Origin of the sequence: Halomonas sp. SH5A2, assembly GCF_014263395.1 — a bacterium.
Taxonomy (GTDB): Bacteria; Pseudomonadota; Gammaproteobacteria; order Pseudomonadales; family Halomonadaceae; genus Vreelandella.
Genome location: NZ_CP058321.1, coordinates 206,979 through 233,233 on the forward strand (window position 1 = coordinate 206,979; position 26,255 = coordinate 233,233).

24 protein-coding genes, 1 pseudogene and 1 CRISPR repeat array are annotated in these 26,255 nt (G+C 57.4%); of the genes and pseudogenes, 9 read left to right on the forward strand and 16 right to left on the reverse strand.

All coding sequences use genetic code 11. The features are described from left to right. Positions 1-14: 14 nt before the first annotated feature. The gene (csy3, locus tag HXW73_RS01045; protein ID WP_186254500.1) at positions 15-1,040 is read left to right on the forward strand and encodes a type I-F CRISPR-associated protein Csy3; all 1,026 of its coding nucleotides are present in this window, start codon (positions 15-17) and stop codon (positions 1,038-1,040) included. 3 nt (positions 1,041-1,043) lie between these two features. Then, on the forward strand, positions 1,044-1,613 hold the full coding sequence (cas6f, locus tag HXW73_RS01050) for a type I-F CRISPR-associated endoribonuclease Cas6/Csy4 (RefSeq protein WP_186254501.1): 570 nt from the start codon (positions 1,044-1,046) through the stop codon (positions 1,611-1,613). Between the two features lie 129 nt (positions 1,614-1,742). Next, positions 1,743-6,632: direct repeats of the CRISPR family, unit length 28 nt; unit sequence GTGCGCTGCCGCCCAGGCAGCTCAGAAA. 98 nt (positions 6,633-6,730) lie between these two features. On the opposite strand, the pseudogene HXW73_RS17980 reads toward cas6f, so the two are convergent. The 4 genes and pseudogenes from HXW73_RS17980 to HXW73_RS01065 all read right to left on the reverse strand — a co-directional run. Then, a pseudogene (locus HXW73_RS17980) lies at positions 6,731-6,853 on the reverse strand (BrnA antitoxin family protein); the annotation flags it as partial. Beyond that, the gene (locus tag HXW73_RS17805) at positions 6,831-7,124 is read right to left on the reverse strand and encodes a BrnT family toxin (RefSeq protein ID WP_240538681.1); all 294 of its coding nucleotides are present in this window, start codon (positions 7,122-7,124) and stop codon (positions 6,831-6,833) included. The pseudogene HXW73_RS17980 and the gene HXW73_RS17805, both read right to left, overlap by 23 nt. 163 nt (positions 7,125-7,287) lie before the next feature. Next, positions 7,288-7,590: a hypothetical protein gene (locus HXW73_RS01060; RefSeq protein ID WP_186254502.1), complete on the reverse strand. Its 303-nt coding sequence runs from the start codon at positions 7,588-7,590 to the stop codon at positions 7,288-7,290. Between the two features lie 55 nt (positions 7,591-7,645). Continuing rightward, a complete protein-coding gene (locus HXW73_RS01065) occupies positions 7,646-8,581 on the reverse strand; it encodes an alpha/beta hydrolase (RefSeq protein ID WP_186254503.1) in 936 nt (311 codons plus the stop codon). Positions 8,582-8,697: 116 nt separating this feature from the next. Here HXW73_RS01065 and HXW73_RS01070 point away from each other — a divergent pair, with 116 nt between their 5' ends. Next, positions 8,698-9,732 carry an acyltransferase family protein gene (locus HXW73_RS01070; RefSeq protein ID WP_186254504.1) on the forward strand — a complete coding sequence of 345 codons (1,035 nt, stop codon included), beginning with the start codon at positions 8,698-8,700 and terminating at the stop codon, positions 9,730-9,732. On the opposite strand, the gene HXW73_RS01075 is transcribed toward HXW73_RS01070, so the two are convergent. Further along, entirely contained in the window at positions 9,729-10,301 is a 573-nt protein-coding gene (locus HXW73_RS01075; protein WP_186254505.1) for a hypothetical protein, read from the reverse strand. The two genes, HXW73_RS01070 and HXW73_RS01075, sit on opposite strands and share 4 nt — an antisense overlap. Positions 10,302-10,838: 537 nt before the next feature. Here HXW73_RS01075 and glnA point away from each other — a divergent pair. From glnA to ntrC, 4 genes are all read left to right on the forward strand, one after another. Then, complete coding sequence (glnA, locus tag HXW73_RS01080; RefSeq protein ID WP_186254506.1) at positions 10,839-12,245, forward strand: glutamate--ammonia ligase; 1,407 nt, start codon at positions 10,839-10,841, stop codon at positions 12,243-12,245. A 67-nt stretch (positions 12,246-12,312) separates the two neighbouring features. Next, positions 12,313-12,846 (forward strand): DUF4124 domain-containing protein, encoded by a 534-nt coding sequence (locus HXW73_RS01085; protein WP_240538682.1) that lies wholly within the window; start codon positions 12,313-12,315, stop codon positions 12,844-12,846. A 206-nt stretch (positions 12,847-13,052) separates the two neighbouring features. Beyond that, positions 13,053-14,111: a nitrogen regulation protein NR(II) gene (glnL, locus tag HXW73_RS01090; RefSeq protein WP_186254507.1), complete on the forward strand. Its 1,059-nt coding sequence runs from the start codon at positions 13,053-13,055 to the stop codon at positions 14,109-14,111. Next, positions 14,108-15,535, forward strand: coding sequence for a nitrogen regulation protein NR(I) (ntrC, locus tag HXW73_RS01095; RefSeq protein WP_186254508.1), 1,428 nt, complete (start codon positions 14,108-14,110; stop codon positions 15,533-15,535). The genes glnL and ntrC overlap by 4 nt, the downstream gene beginning before the upstream one ends. Before the next feature lie 19 nt (positions 15,536-15,554). Here ntrC and HXW73_RS01100 read toward each other — a convergent pair whose 3' ends face one another. From HXW73_RS01100 to HXW73_RS01120, 5 genes are all read right to left on the reverse strand, one after another. After that, the gene (locus HXW73_RS01100; RefSeq protein ID WP_186254509.1) at positions 15,555-15,731 is read right to left on the reverse strand and encodes a DUF6435 family protein; all 177 of its coding nucleotides are present in this window, start codon (positions 15,729-15,731) and stop codon (positions 15,555-15,557) included. 71 nt (positions 15,732-15,802) lie between these two features. After that, a complete protein-coding gene (locus tag HXW73_RS01105; RefSeq protein ID WP_186254510.1) occupies positions 15,803-16,351 on the reverse strand; it encodes a YqiA/YcfP family alpha/beta fold hydrolase in 549 nt (182 codons plus the stop codon). Positions 16,352-16,358: 7 nt separating this feature from the next. Next, positions 16,359-16,490, reverse strand: coding sequence for an entericidin A/B family lipoprotein (locus HXW73_RS01110; protein WP_186254511.1), 132 nt, complete (start codon positions 16,488-16,490; stop codon positions 16,359-16,361). Positions 16,491-17,195: 705 nt separating this feature from the next. Continuing rightward, positions 17,196-17,735 carry a phosphatase PAP2 family protein gene (locus HXW73_RS01115; protein ID WP_186254512.1) on the reverse strand — a complete coding sequence of 180 codons (540 nt, stop codon included), beginning with the start codon at positions 17,733-17,735 and terminating at the stop codon, positions 17,196-17,198. After that, a complete protein-coding gene (locus HXW73_RS01120) occupies positions 17,698-18,861 on the reverse strand; it encodes a glycosyltransferase family 4 protein (RefSeq protein ID WP_186254513.1) in 1,164 nt (387 codons plus the stop codon). The genes HXW73_RS01115 and HXW73_RS01120 overlap by 38 nt, the downstream gene beginning before the upstream one ends. A 184-nt stretch (positions 18,862-19,045) precedes the next feature. Here HXW73_RS01120 and HXW73_RS01125 point away from each other — a divergent pair, with 184 nt between their 5' ends. Next, a complete protein-coding gene (locus HXW73_RS01125; protein ID WP_186254514.1) occupies positions 19,046-19,711 on the forward strand; it encodes an SDR family oxidoreductase in 666 nt (221 codons plus the stop codon). Here the strand turns inward: HXW73_RS01125 and HXW73_RS01130 are convergent. The 5 genes from HXW73_RS01130 to ugpB form a co-directional block, all read right to left on the reverse strand. Next, complete coding sequence (locus HXW73_RS01130) at positions 19,697-19,840, reverse strand: hypothetical protein (protein WP_186254515.1); 144 nt, start codon at positions 19,838-19,840, stop codon at positions 19,697-19,699. The genes HXW73_RS01125 and HXW73_RS01130 overlap by 15 nt on opposite strands. A gap of 120 nt (positions 19,841-19,960) precedes the next feature. Further along, entirely contained in the window at positions 19,961-21,016 is a 1,056-nt protein-coding gene (locus HXW73_RS01135) for a sn-glycerol-3-phosphate import ATP-binding protein UgpC (protein WP_186254516.1), read from the reverse strand. Between the two features lies 1 nt (position 21,017). Continuing rightward, complete coding sequence (gene ugpE, locus HXW73_RS01140) at positions 21,018-21,860, reverse strand: sn-glycerol-3-phosphate ABC transporter permease UgpE (protein WP_186254517.1); 843 nt, start codon at positions 21,858-21,860, stop codon at positions 21,018-21,020. Positions 21,861-21,925: 65 nt separating this feature from the next. After that, entirely contained in the window at positions 21,926-22,810 is an 885-nt protein-coding gene (gene ugpA, locus HXW73_RS01145) for a sn-glycerol-3-phosphate ABC transporter permease UgpA (protein ID WP_186254518.1), read from the reverse strand. Positions 22,811-22,876: 66 nt separating this feature from the next. Then, positions 22,877-24,202, reverse strand: a complete 1,326-nt coding sequence (ugpB, locus tag HXW73_RS01150) for a sn-glycerol-3-phosphate ABC transporter substrate-binding protein UgpB (protein ID WP_186254519.1) — start codon at positions 24,200-24,202, stop codon at positions 22,877-22,879. Positions 24,203-24,400: 198 nt separating this feature from the next. Between ugpB and argE the strand changes: the two genes are divergently transcribed. Next, positions 24,401-25,576: an acetylornithine deacetylase gene (gene argE, locus HXW73_RS01155; protein WP_186254520.1), complete on the forward strand. Its 1,176-nt coding sequence runs from the start codon at positions 24,401-24,403 to the stop codon at positions 25,574-25,576. A gap of 48 nt (positions 25,577-25,624) precedes the next feature. Here the strand turns inward: argE and HXW73_RS01160 are convergent, their stop codons facing one another. Continuing rightward, positions 25,625-25,936 (reverse strand): hypothetical protein, encoded by a 312-nt coding sequence (locus tag HXW73_RS01160; RefSeq protein WP_186254521.1) that lies wholly within the window; start codon positions 25,934-25,936, stop codon positions 25,625-25,627. Between the last annotated feature and the right edge of the window lie 319 nt (positions 25,937-26,255).

Genomic DNA, 26,255 nt, shown 5'->3' on the forward strand with positions numbered 1-26,255 from the left:
CAAGGAGCTTAATCATGGCTAAAAACGATACCCTTAAAACCGCTTCCGTCCTCGCTTTTGAGCGCAAACTCGATCCCTCCGATGCCCTGCTTTACGCCAGCAGCTGGGATAAGCGCCAAGATAATCAGCGGTGGCAGCCGGTAGAAGTACGCGAAAAATCGGTGCGCGGCACCATTTCCAACCGCCTGAAAGCCAAAGACCAAGACCCCGCTAAGCTTGATGCGAAAATCGAAGACCCCAACCTTCAAACCGTCGATGTCGCCACTTTGCCCCATGATTCAGATACCTTAGTGGCGCGTTTTACGCTGCGCGTATTGGCCGGTGCGGGAACGCCCTCGGCCTGCAACAACGCCGAGTACCAAGCCAAGCTGGAACAAGCAGTCGCCGAGTATAAACAAGCACAGGGCTTTGGCGAGCTGGCGTATCGCTATGCCAATAACCTCGCCAATGGCCGTTTTTTGTGGCGCAACCGCATGGGCGCAGAACAAGTCGAGGTCAGTGTTCGCCAATTGGCCCAGGGCAAAACAACCAAAGAGTGGACGTTTGATGCGCTGTCGCTCTCGTTGCGGGCTTTTGAGGACACCGCCGAGCTTAAAGAACTCGCCGGAGTTATCGCCGCTGCGCTTTCAGGTGAACAGCACTTACTGCTTGAAGTAGTGGCCTATGTGCGCGTGGGCAGTGGCCAAGAGGTGTTCCCGTCCCAAGAGCTGATTCTTGAACGGGGCCGTGGTGATAAGAGCAAAACGCTTTATCACGTTAGCCAGATTGCCGGTATTCACTCGCAGAAACTGGGTAACGCTATTCGCACCATTGATACTTGGTACCCCAATGAGAACGATGAAGACCTTGGGCCTATTGCCGTGGAACCCTATGGCTCAGTGACTACCCAGGGCAAAGCGTACCGCCAGCCCAAGCAGAAAGCCGACTTCTACTCACTGCTGGATAACTGGATGATCAAAGACCAAGTGCCTTCCAAAGAGGACCAGCACTTTGTGATGGCAACGCTGATTCGCGGTGGCGTGTTCGGCGAAGCGGGGTAAGCCATGGATCACTATATCGATATCCGATTAAGGCCCGACCCTGACTTTGCCCCGGCAATGTTGATGGGCGCGCTTTATAACAAGCTGCACCGGGCGCTGTTTGATTTACAGGCTGAGGACGTAGGTATCAGCTTCCCTGGCCATAAGCACGGTGTTCGCGCTCGTACGCTGGGTGATCATCTTCGCCTACACGGCACACAAACGCGTTTGCAGCAGCTAATGAGTGCAGGCTGGCTAACCGGTATGCGCGATCACACCCAGGTGAGCGAGGTGCTTCCGGTGCCTGCTGGTGCTCAACATATCAACGTGGCGCGTAAGCAGTTCAATACGGGCAGCCCAAGTCGTGCCAAGCGCTATGCCAAGCGGCATGACATCTCGGAAGACGAAGCGCAGCAGATTTACGCTAAGTTGGCCGAACGGCGTATTGAACTTCCCTTTGTGCAGATCAATAGCCGTTCCACCCAGCAACGTTTTAGCCTTTTTATTGAACATGGCAAACCTACCGCGTCTGCCACGGAAGGCACGTTCAGCCATTACGGCCTAAGCCCCAACGCCACGGTGCCCTGGTTTTGACCCTTTTTTTCAGCGATAAAATAGGCCACTAATAATCAATCACTTAGCGGTATTGCTCAAAAAAGGGTGATACCGCTTTTTTCGGCTAAAGCTCTTTAACAATCAGCACATTAATTTTGATAAGCTCTAGTGCGCTGCCGCCCAGGCAGCTCAGAAAGCTCAGCTACTCGCCCAGATAGCTCAACTACGGTGCGCTGCCGCCCAGGCAGCTCAGAAAAATGACTCTTACGTGTGCCTTGCGTAAACCTAGTGCGCTGCCGCCCAGGCAGCTCAGAAAAGTTTCAGAATGGCGATGATGACGGACATATTGTGCGCTGCCGCCCAGGCAGCTCAGAAATCGCGTATGTAATATTCCGCGTTAATTATACCGTGCGCTGCCGCCCAGGCAGCTCAGAAATCATGCGCTGCCATCGATGTTCCGGCGTTTCCGTGCGCTGCCGCCCAGGCAGCTCAGAAAATGAATGGGGCTATTTGCGTTGCGCTTAATACGTGCGCTGCCGCCCAGGCAGCTCAGAAAGCCACCACCGGAAGGGTCGGAGTCATTACGTCGTGCGCTGCCGCCCAGGCAGCTCAGAAAATCGTCGGGTGCTGGCGGAGAGTCCTCGTCTTGTGCGCTGCCGCCCAGGCAGCTCAGAAAATATGATCACCTATTAGATTTGCGCTTACGGTGTGCGCTGCCGCCCAGGCAGCTCAGAAAAGGAGCGGATGCCTTTCTCTACTGAGCGGCCCGTGCGCTGCCGCCCAGGCAGCTCAGAAATAAACCAATGCTGCCCGTCATTGATCGTGGCCGTGCGCTGCCGCCCAGGCAGCTCAGAAAGATAGCCCTCAACTTCCAGGGCGTAACGACCCGTGCGCTGCCGCCCAGGCAGCTCAGAAAAAAACACGAAGACTGGCCCGCCGATTATGAAGGTGCGCTGCCGCCCAGGCAGCTCAGAAACTGAGACAGGGGCGGCACCATTCCTACGCCTCGGTGCGCTGCCGCCCAGGCAGCTCAGAAAAATACCCATGCTAGTCGTGCGTCGTTTGTGATGTGCGCTGCCGCCCAGGCAGCTCAGAAATTGAAGCCAACGCCTGGCTCACCTCGCGCCGCGTGCGCTGCCGCCCAGGCAGCTCAGAAACGCCAGCCGAGCCAAGCGCAGAGGCCCTGGAGGTGCGCTGCCGCCCAGGCAGCTCAGAAAACGACTGCGATAAAGACGATAGCGAGCTTGTCGTGCGCTGCCGCCCAGGCAGCTCAGAAAAATGCCCGCACCGGCGACCACACCAATGTTAAGTGCGCTGCCGCCCAGGCAGCTCAGAAAATCTGCATAAGATCGGTGTTCATTGCCGCTGCGTGCGCTGCCGCCCAGGCAGCTCAGAAAGTGCCGGACCTGCGGTTCTACTGTCTACGTGCGTGCGCTGCCGCCCAGGCAGCTCAGAAATCACCCTTAAGTTCGTCTAGCTGGCTGTGCATGTGCGCTGCCGCCCAGGCAGCTCAGAAAGGATGCCGCCGCGGGGAGTTGCTTAACTTGGAGTGCGCTGCCGCCCAGGCAGCTCAGAAATCAGTCGGCGGTGCCCGTGGCCACCTGGTAGCGTGCGCTGCCGCCCAGGCAGCTCAGAAATGCTCACAGGCTCAGATGACGGAATGCGCAGGGTGCGCTGCCGCCCAGGCAGCTCAGAAAATCTTCCAGCGACAGCACGCGATACTGGTATTGTGCGCTGCCGCCCAGGCAGCTCAGAAAGCGTGCGGGTGGTCAGCGATAACTCTGAAGAGGTGCGCTGCCGCCCAGGCAGCTCAGAAATATGGAAAAAGCTAATTCTTTCTGATTTAGCCGTGCGCTGCCGCCCAGGCAGCTCAGAAATAGCTGCTCAAGCGCTTCACGCGGGCGTTTTTGTGCGCTGCCGCCCAGGCAGCTCAGAAATGTTGATCTAAATACAAACCGCTACTCAGCGGGTGCGCTGCCGCCCAGGCAGCTCAGAAACTATGGTGAGGCTCCCGCGTCATTCTTCCCTTGTGCGCTGCCGCCCAGGCAGCTCAGAAACGGCGATGTTGTCCAGCGTGGTTTCCAGCCAGGTGCGCTGCCGCCCAGGCAGCTCAGAAATAAGAAAAATGGCGGAGGCATGAAACGGCAAAGTGCGCTGCCGCCCAGGCAGCTCAGAAAAACCGAGCAGCCACACAACGATGAATCTGGAAGTGCGCTGCCGCCCAGGCAGCTCAGAAACACTTACCGGATGAAAGCCACGGCATGAGCCGGTGCGCTGCCGCCCAGGCAGCTCAGAAAAAGATGGTGATGCACTTAAAGAAAGGAAAGAAGTGCGCTGCCGCCCAGGCAGCTCAGAAATTATAGGCTCATTCGTTGCAGCGCGTTTTCTCGTGCGCTGCCGCCCAGGCAGCTCAGAAATGGAGAAGGAATGATCGATTCTTAAAGAACTGGTGCGCTGCCGCCCAGGCAGCTCAGAAATGCCGACTTCCTTCCCGATGCCCACTCTCAGCGTGCGCTGCCGCCCAGGCAGCTCAGAAAGAGCGCGCCGAGCGAAACAGCGTGATTCAGAAGTGCGCTGCCGCCCAGGCAGCTCAGAAAAGATGCATGCGTTCATCCATAAGCTCGTAAAACGTGCGCTGCCGCCCAGGCAGCTCAGAAATAACCGCTTTCATGGGGGTGCGTCATGCGTAAGTGCGCTGCCGCCCAGGCAGCTCAGAAATAGTACGCCGACATCACTGTTTCGAGGTTCAAGTGCGCTGCCGCCCAGGCAGCTCAGAAAGTGACCGGCAGGTACGACGCTTTGAACGTGTAGTGCGCTGCCGCCCAGGCAGCTCAGAAAAATGCATGGCGCGGATGGAAAGCGTCCTGTCCGTGCGCTGCCGCCCAGGCAGCTCAGAAACTGATCGCCGCGATAGCTCGCCTTCCGACCATGTGCGCTGCCGCCCAGGCAGCTCAGAAAGTATCTGGTCATACACAATGTCATCGCTGACCGTGCGCTGCCGCCCAGGCAGCTCAGAAAAGGGCCGATAGGTAGCGGGCTTCATCGAATGAGTGCGCTGCCGCCCAGGCAGCTCAGAAAAGCCTGCTGGCGGAATGTGCCGAACTTGCGTTGTGCGCTGCCGCCCAGGCAGCTCAGAAAATCAACGAATGCACTGGCACTGTGAGAGTTGCGTGCGCTGCCGCCCAGGCAGCTCAGAAAAGCGGGTGCTGCTCAATAGCCTCCGCGATTTTGTGCGCTGCCGCCCAGGCAGCTCAGAAAATTACGAAGACAAGGGAGCGGCTTGCTGGGCAGTGCGCTGCCGCCCAGGCAGCTCAGAAACTGAGCACGACCCCATGCAGTACCGAGGAGGGGTGCGCTGCCGCCCAGGCAGCTCAGAAATGGACGCCATACCGGATTGGAAAACACCAGCAGTGCGCTGCCGCCCAGGCAGCTCAGAAATTCATCTTTCGCACGTCCAGAGGCACCGCTTGGTGCGCTGCCGCCCAGGCAGCTCAGAAAGCGCTCATCGAGGAGCAGCTGCACTTCGGTAAGTGCGCTGCCGCCCAGGCAGCTCAGAAAGGCTTGTGGCGTGCGATCCACACGCGGGTGATGTGCGCTGCCGCCCAGGCAGCTCAGAAATTCGCCCATACCGTTCGAGATCCGTCTCACCCGTGCGCTGCCGCCCAGGCAGCTCAGAAACGCCGGAAATACTGTCGTCGCCCACCGTGGCTGTGCGCTGCCGCCCAGGCAGCTCAGAAATGATCCATGCGTGACCGGCGAGCAAACCCTGAGTGCGCTGCCGCCCAGGCAGCTCAGAAAGCCAGTGCGGCCGGGAGATCCGCCACCGCCCAGTGCGCTGCCGCCCAGGCAGCTCAGAAAAATAAGGGTGACTCGGTTAACACCACGTGTTCGTGCGCTGCCGCCCAGGCAGTTCAGAAAAAAACCCTTTGGGAGCCTGAGCGCGCCCCTTAGTGCGCTGCCGCCCAGGCAGCTCAGAAAATCACAAGCGAACTGCCTATGGCGGTCGCGTCGTGCGCTGCCGCCCAGGCAGCTCAGAAAAGAGTGCCTATGAATCTCAAGCGCTTTTATATGTGCGCTGCCGCCCAGGCAGCTCAGAAAACGAGCAGGAAGCGCTTGCGGGACTGTGCTAGGTTAGCTGCCGCCCAGGCAGCTCAGAAGTTGCCCCAGTCCTCCAGGAACTCACGCTGCCAGTTAGCTGCCGCCCAGGCAGCTCAGAAGTGAAGGTAACGCCGCTCAGCAGCCAGACGCTAGTTAGCTGCCGCCCAGGCAGCTCAGAAACCGGCAGCGTTATTGAGTGGCGCTCCGAAACTGTGCGCTGCCGCCCAGGCAGCTCAGAAAGTATCGCCCTGCTTTGATGCGGGCACCGCTTCGTTAGCTGCCGCCCAGGCAGCTCAGAAATGGCATCGTTTGTAGCGCGCCCGCCGATCAGCGTGCGCTGCCGCCCAGGCAGCTCAGAAATGCATGCCTAGCTGCCCCAAGCCTATCGCCTGGTGCGCTGCCGCCCAGGCAGCTCAGAAAATCTTCGGCTTGAGCGGCGGGAAAATGCCCAGGTGCGCTGCCGCCCAGGCAGCTCAGAAAAGCGGCCATACTCTGGACTATTACATCTGGACGTGCGCTGCCGCCCAGGCAGCTCAGAAACGCATTTCCGACCGCTACCAGTACGTGTGGAGGTGCGCTGCCGCCTAGGCAGCTCAGAAAAGCGTGATTGAGGTGCTGGCAGTGATCGTCACGTGCGCTGCCGCCCAGGCAGCTCAGAAAACTACGGCATCACTGACGGCTGGATGGATCGCGTGCGCTGCCGCCCAGGCAGCTCAGAAAGAGATAGTCCAGCAGTACGTGAAAAAGGGCTCGTGCGCTGCCGCCCAGGCAGCTCAGAAAATGGATAAGCGACGCCTGCATGATGAATTGACGTGCGCTGCCGCCCAGGCAGCTCAGAAAAAGAAAGACCAGGCGCAAATCCTGTTTCGTGAGTGCGCTGCCGCCCAGGCAGCTCAGAAAGAAAAGTGCCGAGCTACACATAAAAGAGAACGGTGCGCTGCCGCCCAGGCAGCTATTTATCGCCACTCAATTTTAAGATCCTTTTGAGATTGTGCGCAGTCGCGAAGGTAGAGATTGATGAGGCTCTGATACGGAAGGTCTTTTTCCTCGGCCAGATTCTTGAAATATGCAACGGTATCCTCATCCAGCCGGATCGTCACCTGCTTCTTGAGCTTCTTGGCGTATGGATTCTTAACGGATTCTGAAAAATCGTAATGATCACGCATGTCTATACCTCTCATAAGCCTTTCGTTCTCGTTTGTCCGCTTTCCGTGCAGAGATGATCCGAATGGTCTCACCGTCTCTAACGCAGTGGCATACCACCAGCAAACGAGAATGGATGCTCGTTCCGAGGAGTATGAACCGATCCTCCTCATCCGAATGGTCTGGGTCCGCTATTAAACGGCCGAACTCGTCTGTAAAGGCGGTTTTGGCCTCGTGGAACGAGACGGCATGCTTCCTGTGATTAGCGGCATCCTTGCGAGGATCCCATTCAAAGGTAAGATGGCTCATCAATTACATTGTAGTTATGGTGTACGTATTATCAAGGTGTCGAAGAGGATGCTATTAACAACAGATGTTAGCTGCCGCCCAGGCAGCTCAGAAAGGCTCCTGGGCTGGGATACCGACGACGACCACGTTAGCCACCGCCCAGGCAGTCTGCTAGATAATAAACCTACTCCTCCGGACTCGGCTCTATGGCGCGTTTGTCGTCGGGTAGGCGGACGGTGTCGCCTTTGTGGAGTTTGCCGCGGCTGTCGAGGCGTTGGCCTTGGGCGTTGATGATGGCGACGACGTCCCCAATGCTGACGGCGTCGTCTTCGCGGTAGCTGCGTACGTCGATGCGTACCGAACAGCCCTGATACCGTGCCGATATGATATCGCCGGTGTGCGGCGTGGGGTCGGCATTGGGGTCGCTGGCGTAGAGTCGGGTGACGCTGGCGCTGCCTGGCTCGTCCCACTCAATGTGTCTATGCATTGAAAACTCCTTGTTCATAATGCGTTGCATGGGAATGTCATTTTTCTAGCGTAGCTTATACGCCGCTTTCGTTCAGTGTGGGCTCACCAATGTGCTGAAACATAAAGTTAAGCGCTGCGGGCAGGCTGGCCCGCCAGACTTTCCAGGTGTGGCCGCCGGGATAAAGGTCCATGTGGACTGAGGTGGGCTGAATCTTTTCCATGGCTAGGCGCAGTTGGCGCGCGTGAAACTCGGCGTCGTATACGTCACTGCGACCTGCGCTGATATACATGGGAACGTGGGGCACGTCGCTACGCTCTTCCAAGGGGCGAGGCGTCACTTTGATACGGTAATCCTCAAGGTACGCCGTGTAATTCAACTGCTGCCAAAGCTCGCGGTCGAAATCCCCCTGTTCGTCAAGAAAAGCAGGGTGCCGGTTGGCCGAGGAGTTACCAGGCGGAAAAGGCGCGTAACTGGCAGGGCTTAGCGCGGCGACGGCCGCGAAAAGGTCGGGGCGTTCCAGGGCGAAGTTAATCGCTCCAAAACCGCCGGCCGAGAGCCCGCCCACGCCGCGCATCGAGCGCTCATCGCCAACGCGGTAGCGCTCTTCCACATGAGGCATGAGGTCGTTGAAAAAGGCGCTGCGGGCCGCGCCGTTATGGCCGTCGACCCACCAGCTACGGCTGCCGGGCATGATGAAGACGCTGGGCGGAATGTGCCCGGCGCGAATCAGCCGGTCAGCGGTCTGCTGCAAATTACCCTTGGACAGCCAGTCGCGTTCGTTACCGAACGAGCCGTGTAATAGGTAAACCACGGGGTATACCGTATCGCTGTTTTCAGCATAGCCATCAGGCAGGTAAACCGTGAAGGGGTAGGGAGCGCCCAGCGTCGGCGAATCGAAATGGTGCCGCTCCACGCTGCTGGCGAGGGCGGTTGACGTGGCCGCCAACAGGCCCGCGAATAAACCAAACAGGCTGATGAATCCGAGCCGCCATAGGGGGCGTTTTCTCATGAGCACCTCATCTGTTGGGAATTATCGTGTTCTGCTGGGGTCGGACAGCACACGGAGTGGGATGTTCAAAGCGCTTATGCGTTAGCGTAGCGCAACACAACGTGGCGGGAGGGTTCATGCAGAAAGTGGAAGAAATCTTTTGGTTAAGAGCGTACGGCTGTATAGCCGTTTTTTTATTCCATTTGATGGACCAGGTTAACAACTACGTCGACAATCTCGTCACCGATTTCATGCGTATTCCCATGGTATTAGGGACGCCGATTTTCCTGTTTATTTCCGTGTTTGTATTTGCCGTTCGCTACGATAAAGCGGTACCTGAAGGGTTTATACGCCAGCGGGTTAAATACGTCATGCTGCCGTATCTCGTTTATGGGTTTATCTATTCGACGGCGGAGTGGGTAACAAGGTGGGCAGAGGGCGACCCGGTCAGTTTCTGGGCCAATGCCGTCGAGTATTTTATTTATGCGGGCTGGCACGGTTACTTCCTGATCATTGCGATGCAGTTTTATGTCGGCTATTGGCTGTTTACCCGTTTGCGCCTCTGGCGGGTCAATCCGGTGCCGTGGTTCTGGCTATCCTGTCTGATCAGCATGGCTTACTGGGGAACGGCGTATTGGCATGGCGTCGATCCCCCGGGGTATCTGCTCTGGGTGGCACCACTGGGCTGGCTGTATCTGTTTTTCCTGGCCTTGGTGCTCGTGCGTTACTACCCATTGGCGCCTAATGGCGACAAAGCTCAGCGACCGATGTGGATGAAGTACCTGGCTCATCCGGCCTGCCTAGGTTCGTTTGTGCTTGGGCTTTGCGTGGCAACACTCGCCCACCTGCCGGACTTCACCTCTAAAGAGGTCTGGGTCATTCCGTTCTTTGTGTTGTTTACCCTCTGCGCAACGCGTCAGCTCAAGGGCTATACCGCACCGAATTGGGTCCGCCAAATCAATGTCTATTCGTTTGGTATCTATCTGGCACATCCGATGTTTTTCATCGCCACCGATCTGATCATTTCGCCTTTATCGCTGCCCATCGGGGTTTATGCCGTGATTCTTGCGGTGGTGAGCATGACTGGTTGCGTCGTGCTAAGCAAAGTGGTCAATACGTCCCGAATCGGGTCGATGATGTTTGGCAAGCAGCTGAATGTGGCAATGCGCTAGGCGACCCCTGGCGAGGCGGTGGCGGTGGCGTTGGTCAGCGAGTGTATGCGTGTCGGGCAGGCGTGAAGTCGCTGCAGAAAGTCGTGTAGAGCGCTGCGGTCGAGGTCGGGGTCGAAGCCTCCCAGGCGTTCCAGCCAGGTGCGGCGCACGGCAATGTAGGGTGGCGACTGTAGCGTGGTAGCTAAAAAGCGTTGCAACAGGCGCGCGGGAAAGGTGGGCTCGCTGGACCCAAGCACCACGGCATCCACGGCGTAGCTATCCAGCATGGGAAACATCGCCACCCAAAGGGTGACCGGCAGGGCCGAAGCGTGCAGGGCAAACACCAGCCATTCGGCCTGGCTGGCACCAGCCGCATGGTTAAGCCGAGCGCCTAGTGCGGTGTCTGGCAAGGTCGTGCAGTGAGCAGTGTAACGCTGTTCCATCGGCGTTAACCGGGGGTCACGGTGCAAGCTGGTCACCTGCAGTGTGCAAGCGGGATGATCGGCGGCTGCTAGGTAAATGTTGCGCAAATGGCGGGGCAGTTGGGCACCCGTTACGCTGGTGTCGATAATAAAGCAGACCGACTTCATGGGGTGCCCTCCGGCCTATGTACTCAGATTTTTCCAATTGTAACTTATTGTGTGTGAAAGTTAATATAGTATCTATCGCTTGGCGCGCAAGCAAATTATGCGGATGTATTAGGCTTTAAAGTTAAGTGCACCTTTATTGTGCAATAAAGTTTGGCATTGCTGCTTTTTGGTGCGAAATTTGATGGCATTGGGTCTCGAATGGGTAAACACGCTTGATATGCAACATGAAGTGGCGCCAGAATGATTTTTAAAGTGTTTTAAAAACAACTATTTGCTATTTCTTCATACCATCTTGGTGCAAGAGTGGCACGCAAACTGCATTGTTTAAGCCAGCGGCTAGTAGGTCATAGGCAAATCGCCTTGCGGCGTGCTACAACATTAGCCGGTTTCTATCGCTAGACGTTCTGTTGATTGCAACGGACAAACGTTGAGTGAATAAGCAAGGCAGGCGTGCCAAGATGCACGTGACATGTCGAACAACATTTATTGGTAGCTTACTGTCATTAGCTTTAAGCCACGCTCATACCGGAGGACACTATGTCAGCCAAGACTCTCGCGCTAATTGAAGAGCATGATGTTAAGTGGGTAGATCTGCGTTTCACCGACACCCGCGGTAAAGAGCAGCACGTGACCGTGCCTGCACGCGATGTCGATGAAGAATTTTTTGAAAACGGTCAGATGTTTGATGGTTCGTCCATCAACGGCTGGAAGGGCATCAACGAATCCGATATGATTCTGCGTCCCGAAGATGGCACTGCCTATCTCGATCCCTTCACCGAAGACGCCACACTGGTACTGCGCTGCGACATTATCGAGCCGGCCACCATGCAGGGCTATGACCGTGACCCACGCTCCATTGCCAAGCGCGCCGAGGCGTACCTGCAGTCAACCGGTCTTGGCGACACTGCTTTCTTCGGTCCTGAGCCTGAGTTCTTCATTTTTGACGAAGTCCACTGGAAATCCGACATCCAAGGTTCCATGTACAAGATCACCTCTGAAGAAGGTGCATGGTCGACGGACAGCCAGATAGAAGGCGGCAACCTGGGCCACCGCCCGCGTGTTAAAGGCGGTTACTTTCCGGTTCCCCCGGTCGACAGCTTCCACGATATCCGTGGTGCCATGTGTAACACCCTGGAAGCGATCGGCCAGTCGGTAGAGGTTCACCACCACGAAGTTTCCAACGCTGGTCAGAACGAAATCGGCGTGAAGTTCAACACGCTGGTGAAGAAGGCCGACGAAGTTCAGGAAATGAAGTACGTGATCCACAACGTGGCGCATGCCTACGGCAAAACGGCGACCTTCATGCCGAAGCCGCTGGTGGGTGATAACGGCTCGGGCATGCACGTTCACCAGTCGTTCTGGAAGGACGGTGCCAACCAGTTCGCGGGCGATGAGTATGCGGGTCTCTCCGAAATGGCGCTGTACTACATTGGCGGGATCATCAAGCACGCCCGTGCACTGAACGCCTTCACCAACGCCTCGACCAACTCTTACAAGCGTCTGGTACCTGGCTTTGAAGCGCCGGTCATGCTGGCTTACAGCGCGCGTAACCGTTCGGCGTCCATTCGTATTCCGTATACGGCCAGCCCGAAAGGCAAGCGTGTTGAAACCCGCTTCCCTGATCCGACGGCCAACCCGTACCTGGCATTCGCCGCCATGCTGATGGCCGGTATCGACGGTATCAAGAACAAGATCCATCCTGGCGATGCCATGGACAAGAACTTGTACGACCTGCCACCGGAAGAAGGCAAGTCGGTACCCACCGTGGCAAGCAGCCTGGATCAGGCACTGGAAGCGCTGGACACAGACCGTGCCTTCCTAACCGAAGGTGGCGTGTTCACCGACGAAATGATCGATGCCTACATCGAACTCAAGATGGAAGACGTGGAGCGTATCCGCATGACCACGCACCCGGTCGAGTTTGATATGTACTACAGCTGCTAATCTCACCTATGTGGTGCAGATAAGCCTAAACCCCGCCACGGCGGGGTTTTTTAGTTATGGGGGACGCATGGTGCGCAAAGCGTTAATGGGGCAGGCAAAGGGCTGGGGCATAGGCCTTGGCCTGGTGTTGGCCGTATGGGTGGATATCACGGCGGCGTCGTCGACCGTCTATCGGGTGGTCGATGAGCGCGGTAATGTCACCTTTTCCGACTCGCCGAGCGATGGCGGTGAAGCGCTTGAGCTGGCGCCGCTGCCGGGATTGCCCAGCCAGTACGCGGAGGTGCCCGATGAGCCGCCAGCGAGCGCATCACCCGGCCAACCCTTCATGCCTTACGACCGCTTCCAGATTCGCTCGCCAGGCGCTGGCGCTGAGGTAGGCGCCGACACGCCGGTAATGCTAAGCATTGTTCCTCGGTTACGCGATGACCATCGGGTACAGCTAAGGGTTAATGGCGAGATTAGCCAGTCGGCGCTGCACAGCGATGTGTTTTGGCTGGCAAACTTGCCCGCCGGTCGGCATCGGCTTCAGGCTGAGCTATTGGATAGCCAGGGGCGGCGGCAGCACCGCACAACTGCGGTGACGATTGTGGTGGCAGAATAGCGTTAATGCGCCATTATGGTGCATCTAGTCGCTGGAAGAGGTGGTAGCCTGCGCTAAAACGGCTCGCCATGCACCGCTAAACGGCGCAAGTGCCGTGCAAATCAGCGCGCTGCCGCATTTGGCGCGCTTTTTGCAGTTCTCTCTACATCTTTCCAGCGGAAGGCTGACCCAAGATAATGGATGAGGCGACTTTGCAAGACACCACCATGCACCAGCGTTTACTTGAACACCTCACCACGGCGGTGCTGCTGCTGGACGGCCGCCTCAATGTGCGCTGGATGAATCCTGCCGCAGAGGCGCTGTTTGCCGTGAGCCTGAGCCGTGTGCAGGGGATGAGCCTTGACGGGATGCTGGGCGGTGATGAAAGCATCGACGAGGTGCTGGCCAAAGCCCGCGATGCCTTTCATCCCTTTACCCAGCGCGAAGCGCGTATTACGCCGCTGAATAGCGACCAGCTCACCGTCGACTACACGGTGACACCCCTGTCTGAAACGGAACTGTTGCTGGAGGTAGAGCCCCGCGACCGGCTCATGCAGATTTCCCGCGAGGAAGCGCTCACCACCCGCCAGGAAACCATCAAGGTGCTGGCCCGTGGCCTAGCCCACGAAGTCAAAAACCCGCTAGGCGGTATTCGTGGCGCGGCGCAGTTGCTCGAGCGCGACCTGGATAACCCGGCGCTGCGTGAATTTACCCATATCATCGTCGAGGAGGTCGACCGGCTGCGCGACATGGTGGATTCCATGCTGGGGCCCAATTACATCGTCAAGCACGAGCCGGTCAACATTCACAAGGTGCTCGAACGCGTGCGTTCATTGCTGATTGCCGAGCATTCGTGGGTTGATATTCAGCGCGATTACGATCCCAGTCTGCCGGACATGTTCGGCGATGAAGCGCAGATGATCCAGGCGGTGCTGAATGTGGCGCGCAATGCGGTTCAGGCCATGGGCGATGCTGAGACGCCGACGCCGACACTGGTGCTGCGCACCCGTGCGCGCCGCCAGTTTACGCTGGGCGCCGAGCGGCACCGCCTGGTCAGCGAATTGGGCATTATCGACAACGGCCCGGGCATTCCCGGTTCTCTGCAAGAAACCCTGTTTTATCCGATGGTCTCGGGCCGTGCCGAAGGTAGCGGGCTGGGCCTGTCGATTGCCCAATCAATTTTGCACCAACATCAAGGACTGATCGAATGCGACTCACGCCCAGGGCGCACCGAATTTCGTTTATTGATTCCCTTGGTTATTAATTCCACCGGAGAAGCGTCATGACTGAGCCTGCCCGTAATGATGTTGCGCGGGTCGTTATAATTGACGATGACCGTGCGATTCGCTGGGTACTTGAACGCGCGCTGGCGCAACCCGATCTCGATGTTGAATGTATCGAGCGTGCTGATACGGCCCTTGAGCGATTGATCGAAAGCCCGCCGGATGTCCTGGTGACCGATATTCGCATGCCGGGGATCGATGGGCTGGACCTGATGGCCCGGGTACGCGAGGCTCACCCCGATTTGCCGGTCATCGTGATGACCGCGCACTCGGATCTGGACAGCGCCGTGGCGTCTTATCAGGGCGGGGCCTTCGAGTATCTCCCCAAGCCGTTTGACGTTGATGAGGCGCTGGCGCTGGTGCGTCGCGCCATTGCCCATGCTCGCGAACGCCAGCGCCCGGTCACGGTGCCGGAGGGGCTCAATGCAGAAATTATTGGTGAAGCCCCTGCCATGCAGGAGGTGTTTCGGGCGATCGGGCGGCTGTCGCACTCGCATATTACCGTGCTGATCAACGGCGAATCGGGCACCGGTAAAGAACGTGTTGCGGAGGCGCTACACCAGCACAGCCCGCGTCAGGGCAAACCGTTTATTGCGCTGAACATGGCGGCGATTCCCCGGGATTTGATCGAATCCGAGCTGTTTGGCCACGAGAAAGGGGCCTTTACCGGCGCCACCTCGCAGCGTCAGGGGCGCTTTGAGCAGGCCAATGGCGGTACGCTGTTTCTGGATGAAATTGGCGATATGCCGGCTGAAACCCAGACGCGTTTGCTGCGCGTACTGGCCGACGGTGAGTTTTACCGCGTGGGGGGGCATACGCCGACAAAAGTCGACGTGCGGATTATCGCGGCCACTCACCAAAATCTTGAATCACTGGTCGACGATGGGCGCTTCCGGGAAGACTTGTTTCACCGCCTGAACGTCATTCGCATCCACTTGCCGAAGCTGGCCGAGCGTCGTGAGGATATCCCGCGGCTAACGAGTCATTTTCTGGCCGAGGCGGCCAAAGAGCTGTCCACGGATGTGAAGGTGTTGACCCCTGAAGCAGAAGCACATCTAACCCGCCTGCCCTGGCCGGGTAATGTTCGCCAGTTGGAAAACATCTGCCGCTGGCTGACGGTGATGGCCTCGGGGCGTGAAGTGCTGGTGGAAGATTTGCCGACGGAACTGCGCTCACCCAGCGCCTCGGAGTCCAGTGCACATGGCGATTGGCGCAGCGCTTTTCGCGACTGGGCGGATCACGCCCTGGCGGAAGGCCATACCCATTTGCTGGAAGAGGCCGTACCGGATTTCGAACGCATCTTGATAGAAACCGCGCTCAAGCACACCGGCGGGCGTAAAGGCGAGGCCGCTGAGCTGCTGGGCTGGGGACGCAATACGCTGACTCGCAAGCTGAAAACGCTGTTACCTGCGCTGGCGGACGAGTAGCGTAAAGCAAGGGCTAACGCTACTTGCCTTCTTTCTTAAGGCGCTCGATTTCAGCGAGGAGCGCATCGGCTTCTTCCGTCAAGGTGGCGTTTGCGCGCATATCGCCATTACGCGATGCCTCCATGGCAGCCTGCAGCTTGCGTTCGTAGTCTTGCTGTAGCTTCTTTTTCGGGTCGCGCTTGAAAGGGCCAAACATGGACGCTCTCCTTTTATATGTACATTGTTTGTACACCTTTGGGGAGCGTTTGTCTAATGCGGCGACAGCTTTTAGTCACGCGAACAGGCAATCGAACTGGCGTGCAAAACGGCGCTGCAACGCGTCAGGAAAGCGTCGAAGTCGCTGAGCAGGGTATCAAGGCTTTCGTGGAGGCGATGATCGTCATCTACCATGCGCAACGACAGCCGCTGACGTTCTGCCCAGTCAATGACCGGACGGGGTGGAATCACATCATCCTGCCAGCCGTGAATCACGTGAGTGCAGCTGGCCTGGAGCGAGGGGGCGGTTTCCGGATAATGCGGCAGGCCGATGGCCGGGGCCAATAAAAAGCAGCCCAGGACGGGCTGCTGTGAACTGACCGCTGCGCTTAGCCAGCCGCCCAGGCTTGAACCGGCAAAAACACAGCGCTCGGGGTCATCGCCCCGATCTGTCAGCGTCGCCAGCAGGTGCTGAAGACGCTGCTGGGGCTCGGGTTGTTCTCGATAATCCATCACGACGGCTTCACAGTCGTCGAGCTTTTCGGCAATGCCTTTCAGGGCCTGCATTTTTAGCGCGCCGGGGCCGCTTTCCAAACCGTGTGATAGGTAGACCGTTAGCATAAAGTGATTAGCTCGCTGATCGCTGGATGGCTTCTCCACCTCGCTCGATGTCTTCGCCTGCACCGCGCATGGTATTGCAGCCGCTGACCAGCAGTAAGGTGGTAATGCAGATAATGCCAATGGCAGTCGCGCGTTTCATGGGAGTCTCCTTCCAGGCAAGTCCCCGTCATTGGGGTATTAGCTAGATTAGCAAATGTTGGCGGTTTGGCGACACACCAATGGTTTAAGGCGTGGCTTGTATCGCCATGACTTTATGTCGCATGTGTCATAACGCTACATATTTTATGCGCCACTGGGGCGATGAATGCACTATCGTGTATTAATTCAAGTGACTGTTTTAAATAAGTATTTGTTTCTTTAAGCCCACTTGGCCTGATGTCTGCTTCGTTAGGGTTGTATGCGAAATGTCATGGATGCTTTTTTATTCGCATTGATTAACGTCACCGTCATACAGGTCAAATCGGTTGGTCAGAAATGTTGTTACGCAGGAAAGTTGTTATGTAGGAAGTTTGCTCTCGTGTTGGAAGGTTGGAAGGTAATGGGCTGGAAGGTAAGTAGTAGAAAAGGAAGCAGTAGAGAGATAAGCAGTAGAAAGGCAAGTCGTAGAGGTAGGAAGTAGAACGTTAGTAGAAAGGTAAAGCGGGTCAGGGGAGTGTCACGGTACTGAAAGGAAGGCAGGAAGCCGAGTGATAATGAATGGAACATTCAAAGGAATGGGCACTCCCCGCTTTAGCGTAAGGACACGCTAAACATCACTGCCATGGAATGGCGACGATGCGAAATTACCACCTTGTTTCGGCGAGGTGGTTTTTTTGCGTCTGGTCGATGACCCATCGCTAACCGATTAGCCCATCAGGTAAAGGCTGAGCAGGGCAAAACCATAGCCCATGGCAGCGCCGGCGATCACATCGCTTGTGTAGTGCAGGCCCAGGCCAACCCGGGATATCGCAATCAGCACCGCCAGGGGGATGATCACCGGCAGTAACCAGGGGGTGTGGGCGGCGACCAGCACGCTGAACATCACGGCGTGCATGGTATGTCCGCTGGGAAAGCTATAGCGATCCCGGGCTGGTGCGTTGCATTGAATACCGCTGCGATAGGTAATATACGGCCGCTCACGGCACAGACGGGTTTTCACCAGCCGGTAAATGGCGACGGCGAGGCTGGCGATCAGGGTGTACTGCACTACCCGCCAGGCGCCGTCAGGCTGAAGCCAGGGTTGCGCCAGGATCAGCAGCACCCAGACCGGCCAATCTCCCAACCGGCTGGCGGCCTGGAGGGTCAGTCGCCAGGGGCGGTAGAGCGATAGGCGCGACACGCGCTGGCAAAACTGCCATTCCAGCAAATCAAGACGATCGAATACGACGAGGGGACGGGGTCGCATGATAAGCCTCCTGGGCCTCTAGAAGATAATCAAGAAACTGCCGGGCAATGCCCGCCCAGCTTTGCTCAAGGGCTTTCAGCCGGGCGAGCCGACTGTATTTGGCATAGTCCGCCGGGTGTTGGCACAGGGTCACCGCCGCCTGACAAAAGGCCGCAGCGTCGTTGATGGGCACGGTAATGCCGTTATAGCCGCTGTGAATCAGCTCGGCGCTGGCGGCGTGCCGATAGGCCACCACGGCGAGCCCGCTGGCCATGGCTTCACTGACCACGTTGCCCCAGGTTTCGGAAAGCGAGGGGAAGATGAACAGGTCGGCGCTTGCGTAATGTCGGGCAAGCGCGTCGGGGTCAATAAATCCGGTAAAATGGACATCCGGGAGCGCGCTTTCAAGTTGGGCCTTTGCGGGGCCATCGCCAACGATAACGTGGGCCATATCAGGGCGGACGTTACGCATCGCGTGATAGGTTTCCTGCAGCAACGCGAGGTTTTTCTCTGCGGCGAGCCGCCCGACGTAAAGCGCCACCGGTTGATGGTCGTTAACGCCCCAGGCACGGCGTAATTCAGGGTCGCGGTGTGCAGGCGAAAAACGCTCACCATCGATGCCGCGTGACATCACCGCAACGTCGTGGATGCCTTGCTGGCGAAGTTGACCGGCCTGCAGTTGGGTAGGCACCAGGGTTAACCCGCAACCGTTGTGGAAATAGCGCAAATAGCGGCGAGTTGCCGAGGCGAGCCAGGGAACGCCGTAATCGCCGCAGTAGTGGTCGAAATTGGTGTGCCAGCCCGCCACCAGCGGAATGCCCATTTGCCGTGCTGCCAAGCGTGCCGACCAGCCCAGCGGGCCTTGGGTGGCCAGGTAAATCACATCAGGGCGCTGCGCTTTCCAGAACTTGCGCAAGGTCGCGGGTCGGCAAAAGCCCACCTGAACATCGCGGTAGCCAGGGATTGCAAAGCGAGGCACTTGTAGCTCAGCCAGTGCCTGAGATGCTTTGGCGGCAAGCGGCGGCTTTGGCCGAATCACATCAATGCGGACCTGATAGCGGTCAAGCTCGCGGCTGAGCCGGCTCAGGGTGTGCGCGACACCATTGATTTCGGGTGCCCATGTTTCACTGACGATGCAAAGCCGCATGTGCTATCCGCCCTCTTGTCTATTGATACACAGTGTGGGCGGCGGGCATGACATGCCTAAGACAGGCAGGTGAATAAGCGATGACAGTCAGGTGCCTGTCAGTGTGCAAAAGACGCCAGCATAAGGGGGCGGCAAGGATGTACGATGTAGCCGTGGTTCATGTTCCATCAATGGGGAGTTACCGATGCAATCAACGGTGTTAATCACGGGGGCCAACCGGGGTGTCGGGCTGGCGCTGGCAGAGCACTATTTTGATGAAGGCTATCGCGTTATCGGTGTTTGCCGCCAGTCATCCGAAGCGCTGGACCGCGTGACGGATCAGGTGATCGAGTCGATTGATGTCACTCAGCCTGATGATGTTGCCAGCCTTGCCGAGGCCCTGAAGGGCCAGACGCTGGACTTGTTGATCAACAATGCCGGATTGCTGCGCGATGAATCCCTGGGCAGCCTTGATTTCGACAGTATCCGCGAGCAGATGGAAATCAATGCCTATGCGCCGCTACGGGTGGCGGAAGCACTGCTGCCCAATCTCGGCAAAGGCAGTAAGATCGCCAATATCACCAGCCGCATGGGGTCCATCGCGGATAACGACTCGGGCGGCCGCTATGGGTACCGTGCGTCGAAGGCGGCGCTCAATGCCTTTGGTAAATCGCTGGCGATGGATTTAAAGCCGCACGGCATTGCGGTGGCCCAACTGCATCCCGGCTATGTGCAAACGCGCATGGTCAATTTTGGCGGATTTATCAGCCCGCAGGATGCCGCGCTTGGCATTGCCGAGCGGATTGAGGCACTGAACCTCGACAACAGCGGTGGATTTTGGCACAGCAACGGCGAGTCACTCCCCTGGTGACGGCGTGCGGAGCGGGCGTGAGTCCTTGCGCTCACGCCTGCGCTGTTTTGCCAGCGCATTGCCGTTCGCCAGCTCCACCAAGTAGATAATTTCTTCTTCGCTAAGCGGTTTACGCCTTTGTTTAGCCATTATGGTCACCGTTTAGTCAGGCCTTTAATGGCACGCTAACGGTCAACCATGACAGTGATATGAACGCCGCTACGCTCCGCTATGATGGCTTTTCAACAAGCAGTCCTGATCACAGCCAACTCAAACCTCCGTCCGCTGCCCCGTGATGCTATTGAAAGGATGTAGCGCGTCGCGGGTCACGTAGAAACGCAGGGTCTCGCCTTCGGCGACCGGCGGTTGGCCCGAGACGCGGATGACCGTGGGCTGGTCGCTGTCGGCGAGGTTCACATACAGGTGGCTTTCGGCCCCGGCGGCTTCAAACAGTGCAAGCGTTGAGTCGACGGTTAAGTGAGGCGCTGTGGGCGGCGCTAAGTGCATATCATCCGGGCGAATGCCGACGGTATCGGTGCCATCTGGCAGGTTATTCAGCAGGCCATTGGCACCTTGAGCCTTCAGGTAGTCCACCGGCAGCATATTCATGGCGGGAGAGCCGATAAACCCGGCCACAAACATGGTCGCGGGGCGGGCGTAGATCTCCATGGGCGTGCCCACCTGCTCGATCTGCCCGGCGTTTAGCACTACCAAGCGGTCACCCAGGGTCATGGCTTCCAACTGGTCGTGGGTCACATACAGGCTGGTGGTTTTCAAACGTCGCTGGAGCTGCTTGATCTCGACACGCATCTGCACGCGCAGTTTGGCGTCCAGGTTGGAAAGCGGCTCGTCGAACAGAAACGCTGCCGGGTCGCGAACCAGGGCGCGGCCCATGGCCACCCGCTGGCGCTGGCCGCCGGAAAGCTTGCGCGGTTTGCGTTCGAGAAACTCCTCAATCTCGAGCATCTTGGCGGCGACTTGAACGCGCTTATCAATCTCGTCTTTTTTGAAACCGCGGTTTTTCAGGCCATAAGCGAGGTTGTTGTACACCGTCATATGCGGATAGAGCGCGTAGTTCTGGAACACCATGGCGATATCACGCTCGGCGGGTTCGAGCTTGTTCACTATTCTCTCGCCGATTTTGAGCGTGCCGTCGGTGATGGTTTCAAGCCCGGCCACCATGCGCAGCAGGGTAGATTTGCCGCAGCCGGAAGGCCCCACCAGTACGACAAATTCGCCATCTTCGATTTGCAGGTCAACGCCTTTGACTGCCTGAACATCGCCGGTATAGGTCTTCGTTATTCCCTCCAGGGTAATGCTGGCCATGTTATTTCTCCGTCTCGGTCAGGCCTTTCACAAACAGGCGTTGCATAAACAAAATCACTAATACCGGCGGCAGCGCGGCCATGACCACCGCCGCCATCACCAGGTGCCACTGGGGGTTCTCTTCCGAGGTCATGCGCTGAATACCCATCACGATGGTGGTGTAGTCGGGGTCGGTGGTAATAAGCAGCGGCCAGAGGTATTGGTTCCAGCCGTAGATAAACATGATCACGAACAGCGCGGCGATATTGGTCACCGAAAGCGGCATCAGGATGTCTTTAAAGAACTTCATGGGCCCCGCGCCGTCCACCCGCGCGGCTTCGAGCATCTCTTCGGGAATGGTCATGAAGAACTGGCGGAACAGAAACGTCGCGGTGGCCGAGGCAATCAACGGGATCGACAGTCCAGCAAAGCTGTTGAGCATATTGAGGTTAGCGACCACCTGAAAAGTGGGAATAATGCGTACTTCCACCGGCAGCATCAGAGTGACGAAGATCAGCCAGAAAAAGAACATCCGGAAGCGAAAGCGGAAGTAGACGATGGCAAAGGCGGATAGCAGCGAAATAAACAGCTTGCCCACGGTGATCGCCATGGCCATCACAAAGCTGTTCCACAGCATCAGCGCGGCGGGGGGAGAGTTGGCCGACGACACGCCGGATTGCCACATTTGGGTATAGTTTTCGATCCCATAGCTGCCGGGCAGCAACGGCAGGGTGTCGCGCAGTAACGCGTCGGGTGCCTGGGTCGACGCCACAATGGCGATATACACGGGGAAAACCACCAGCGCCACGCCGATGATCAACACAGTATGGGCAAAGCAATTGGCCCAGGGTCGGTTTTCAACCATCTTGTACTATCTCCAGAAAGGACGGTCACTCAAGGCCGGGCAACGAGGACGTAGAAACGTGCTTATCAATAGTTAACGCGCCGCTCTATAAAGCGGAACTGGATCACGGTCAGCGCGACCACGATGACCATCAGAATCACCGACTGAGCGGCGGAAGAACCCAGGTTCAGCCCTATGAAGCCATCCGCATACACCTTATAAACCAAGATGTTGGTAGCCTGTGCCGGCCCGCCTTCGGTGGTGGCGTGGATAATCCCAAAGGTGTCGAACATGGCGTAGACCACGTTAACGACCATCAAGAAAAAGGTGGTGGGCGTGAGCAGGGGGAAAATAATCGTCCAGAAGCGCTTGATGGGGCTGGCGCCATCAATGGAGGCCGCTTCAATCAGTGATTGTGGTATGGACTGCATGCCTGCCAGGAAAAACAGAAAGTTGTAGGAGATCTGCTTCCAGGCGGCGGCTAAAATCACCAGCAGCATGGCATCGCTGCCTGAATTGCGGTGGTTCCAGCTGTAGCCCACCATTTCCAGCATATAGGGCACAATGCCAATGGAAGGGTTGAAGATAAACCACCACAAGACGCCGGCAAGCGCGGGTGCAATGGCGTAGGGCCATACCAGCAGAGTGGTGTAGGTGCTGCGTGAGCGAATCATGCGGTTGACGGTACTGGCCAAGAGCAGGGCCACCGACATCGACAATAGCGTGGTTCCCACGGCAAACACGACAGTCACCGACAGCGAGTTCACATAGCTGCCGTCGCGAAAAAGGCGGGCAAAATTTTCGAGCCCCACAAACGTCGAGCGTAGCCCAAAGGCATCTTCGCGCAACAGCGATTGATACAGCGCCTGACCGGCTGGCCAGATAAAAAAGATCAGGGTGATGATCACCTGAGGCGCCAGCAGCGCGAAAGGCAGCCAGCGCCCTGGAAAGGTCATGCGTTTGGTTTGCATGGGCAACTCACATATAAGCGACAGCGCCGCCTACCCCAAAGGGCAGGCGGCGAAGTGAGTAGTTAGTTACTGATTAGCGGATTGGAAATCGCGCAGCAGGTCATTGCCCCGCTCCACCGCATCGTCCGTCGCTTCCTGGCCTGATTTTTCACCGGTCATCACGGCTTCCATTTCTTCGGAGATGATGTCGCGGATCTGCACGAAGTTACCAAAGCGTAGGCCTTTCGAGTTCTCGGTTGGCTCGTTAAGGGTCATCTGCTCAAGCGAGATATCCGCACCCGGGTTCTCTTCGTAATAACCCTGCTCTTCGCTCAGGTCCCACGCGGCTTGGGTGATCGGCAGGTAACCGGTTTGCTGGTGCCAGTCGGCCTGAACCTCTGGCTGGGAGAGATACTCAAAGAATGCCGCAACGGCTGCGTACTCTTCTTCGCTATGGCCTTGCAGCGCCCACAGCGTAGCGCCACCGATAATCGAGTTCTGCGGTGCGCCTTCTACGTCGTCGTAGTAGGGCTGCATGCCAAAGCCGACGTCAAATTCTGAATTGGCGGCGACGTCCGCACGTGAAGCAGAAGAGCCAAAGAAAATCGCGCAGTCCTGGGAATAGAACATCGGTTCAGAGTCAGGGCCGGTGCCGGGGCCAGCCCAGCGGAAGATGTCTTGTTCCTGCCAGTCGTGGAGGTTATCCCAGTGGCGAGCAACCAGCTCGTTGTTGAAATTGAGCTCGGTTTCCATCCCGCCAAAGCCATTTTCCAGCGTGCCTAACGGCGAATTATGCATGGCGGAGAAGTTTTCCAGCATTACCCAGCTTGGCCAGGAGGTGGTAAAACCGCAGCTGGCTGCGCCGGAATCAACCAGTTGGCGAGAGAAACCCACCACTTCTTCCCATGTCTCGGGGGGCTGCTCGGGATCCAGGCCGGCTTCCTCGAACATGTCGCGGTTGTAGTACATGATCGGGGTGGAGGAGTTGAACGGGAACGACAGCATGTCGCCGTTGGTGTCGGTGTAGTAACCGACGACGGCGGGCAGAAAGTCATTGTTATCAAAAGCACGGCCGTGAGCTTCCATCAGCTCATGCACGGGATAAATGGCGCCTTCGGCGTTCATCATGGTGCCGGTGCCGACTTCAAAGACCTGCAGGATGTGCGGCTGCTCATTGGCACGGAAGGCAGCGATCGCACCGGTCATGGTTTCGGTATAGGTACCGCGGTAGCTGGGCGTGACCCGATAGTCATCCTGCGATTCGTTAAAATCTGCGGTGATGCCTTCGAGGATGTTACCCAACTCACCGCCCATGGCATGCCACCAGTCTACTTCGGTAGTGGCGTGAGCAGAGAAACTGAGGCTGGCAGTCGCTACCCCAACGGCAAGCGCGTGCAGTGTAAAACGAGACATAAAAGCTCCTTGTGGGCCTGAAATGAATCAGGCAGTACCATGCGTTTGTTAAGGTTGTTGGATGCATAGACTGTAAAAAGTGTAGATGACGTTTAGGTGAACGCCAGATGAACTACCCATGACAACTTGCCGATGTAGGCGTCCCGGGGGCGGGGTGATAGGCTGGCAAGCAAGATAGCCAATGACAGGAAGGGCATGATGAGCGACGCGGAGCGACTGTTAGCAAGGCTGGTGGCGTTTGATACCACCTCGAGCGAATCCAACCTGGCGCTGGTCCGCTATGTGGAAGACTACTTGGCTTCCCATGGTGTGGAAGCCGAGCGGGTAATGAGCCCGTGTGGCAATAAAGCCAATTTGATTGCCCGTATCGGCCCCGATGCGCCGGGCGGTGTCATGCTATCTGGGCATACGGATGTGGTGCCGGTGGCGTGTCAGCCCTGGTCGAGCGACCCTTTCACTCTGCGCGATGGTGGCGATGGTCGGTTATACGGGCGCGGCACCTGCGACATGAAAGGCTTTCTTGCCTGCGCCCTGGCCAAAGTGCCCGAGTGGGTGAACGCGCCACTCAAGCAACCTGTTTATCTGGGGTTTTCCTACGATGAAGAAATCGGCTGTGTGGGCGCGCCGGATCTGATTCGGCGTTTCTACGAGCATTACTCGACCACCGCGCATGTAATTGTCGGAGAGCCGACCAGCATGCAGCCTGTCGTGGCACAAAAGGGCGCGACGAACCTACGCACCACCGTCACCGGGCGCGAAGCCCACAGCAGCCAGGTCAACCAGGGCACCTCGGCGATTCACGTCGCGGCAAGACTGGTGACCTTTATCGAGGACACCATGGCGGCGTTGGTAGAAGAGGGCCGTGTCGATGAGGCCTTCAACGTGCCCCATACCAGCCTGCACGTCGGCAAAATCAAAGGCGGCACGGCGATCAATATCATGGCGCGGGAGTGCCAGTTTGAGTGGGAGATTCGCCACCTGCCGACGGATACGTTTGACGAGATATATGCCCGCTATGAAGCGTTTTGTGCCCAGCTAAGCGCTGAGCTGCAGGCCAGAGGCAAGCAGGTCGAGATCACGACCGAGGCGTTGAACGTGACAGTGCCGGGGCTGGCGGATCGTGATAATGACCGAGTCCTACGCCTGGCGAAAGATCATTTGCCAGCAGGATGCTGCGACCACGCGGTGGCCTATGCGACAGAGGCCGGGCAGTTTCAGGGGCAGGGCTTACAGACGATCATCTTGGGGCCAGGCAGCATTGCCCAGGCGCATCAGCCGGATGAATATGTCGAGCGCAGTCAGTTGGAAGCGTGCACGGTGTTCTTGGACAACATGACAGAGGCGTTGCAGCAAGCGACGGAACGTCGGGAGTAAAATCGGCGGGTGTCCCACCCGGTGTCGGGTGGGACAGTTATTACCGTATCAATGCTGAGTATCTTCTACATAAAGCTCAGCTTTGGCATGGCGCATCACATCTTCACAGGCCTGCTGTTGTGCTAATTGAGACAGCAAGCGCTGGGTCACTTCAAAGCCTTTACCCAGGCAGGTATCAACCTCGTGTTGGCTAATGGTCGGCGTCACGCGATAGTCAATTTTTACCGTACGTCCACCGCCCTCTAACCAATCTGCGACCCCTCTTAGACGCCACGCGATTCTATCTTTCCAGCCAGCTGATTCTTCCGCGCCTTCGTTTACGCTAAACGTGCACTGCCACTCGGGTTTGTAAACCTTCATAGGGAGAACCTCCTGCAATTTGGAAAGAATGATCGATCGTGATTCGTACTCCGTCTGTCTGATGTTAGTGCGCTACCACTATACCTAACTTACCGCCTATCCCCTAAACAAAACGCATATCGTCTTTCGCATGATGACCACAAGGCGCGTTGATGAAGTACACTTAATCTTACGCTCCGTACATCATGAGGCGATTCCGCGACTCTGCTACGCTGTTCGGCTAACTGTTGAAGATGAATGCCTCACGCAAGTCGCCGAGCTGCCGATATAGCGTAATAATCGTCATACAAGTGCGTTGATCCATGCCCGGCAGGCGGCA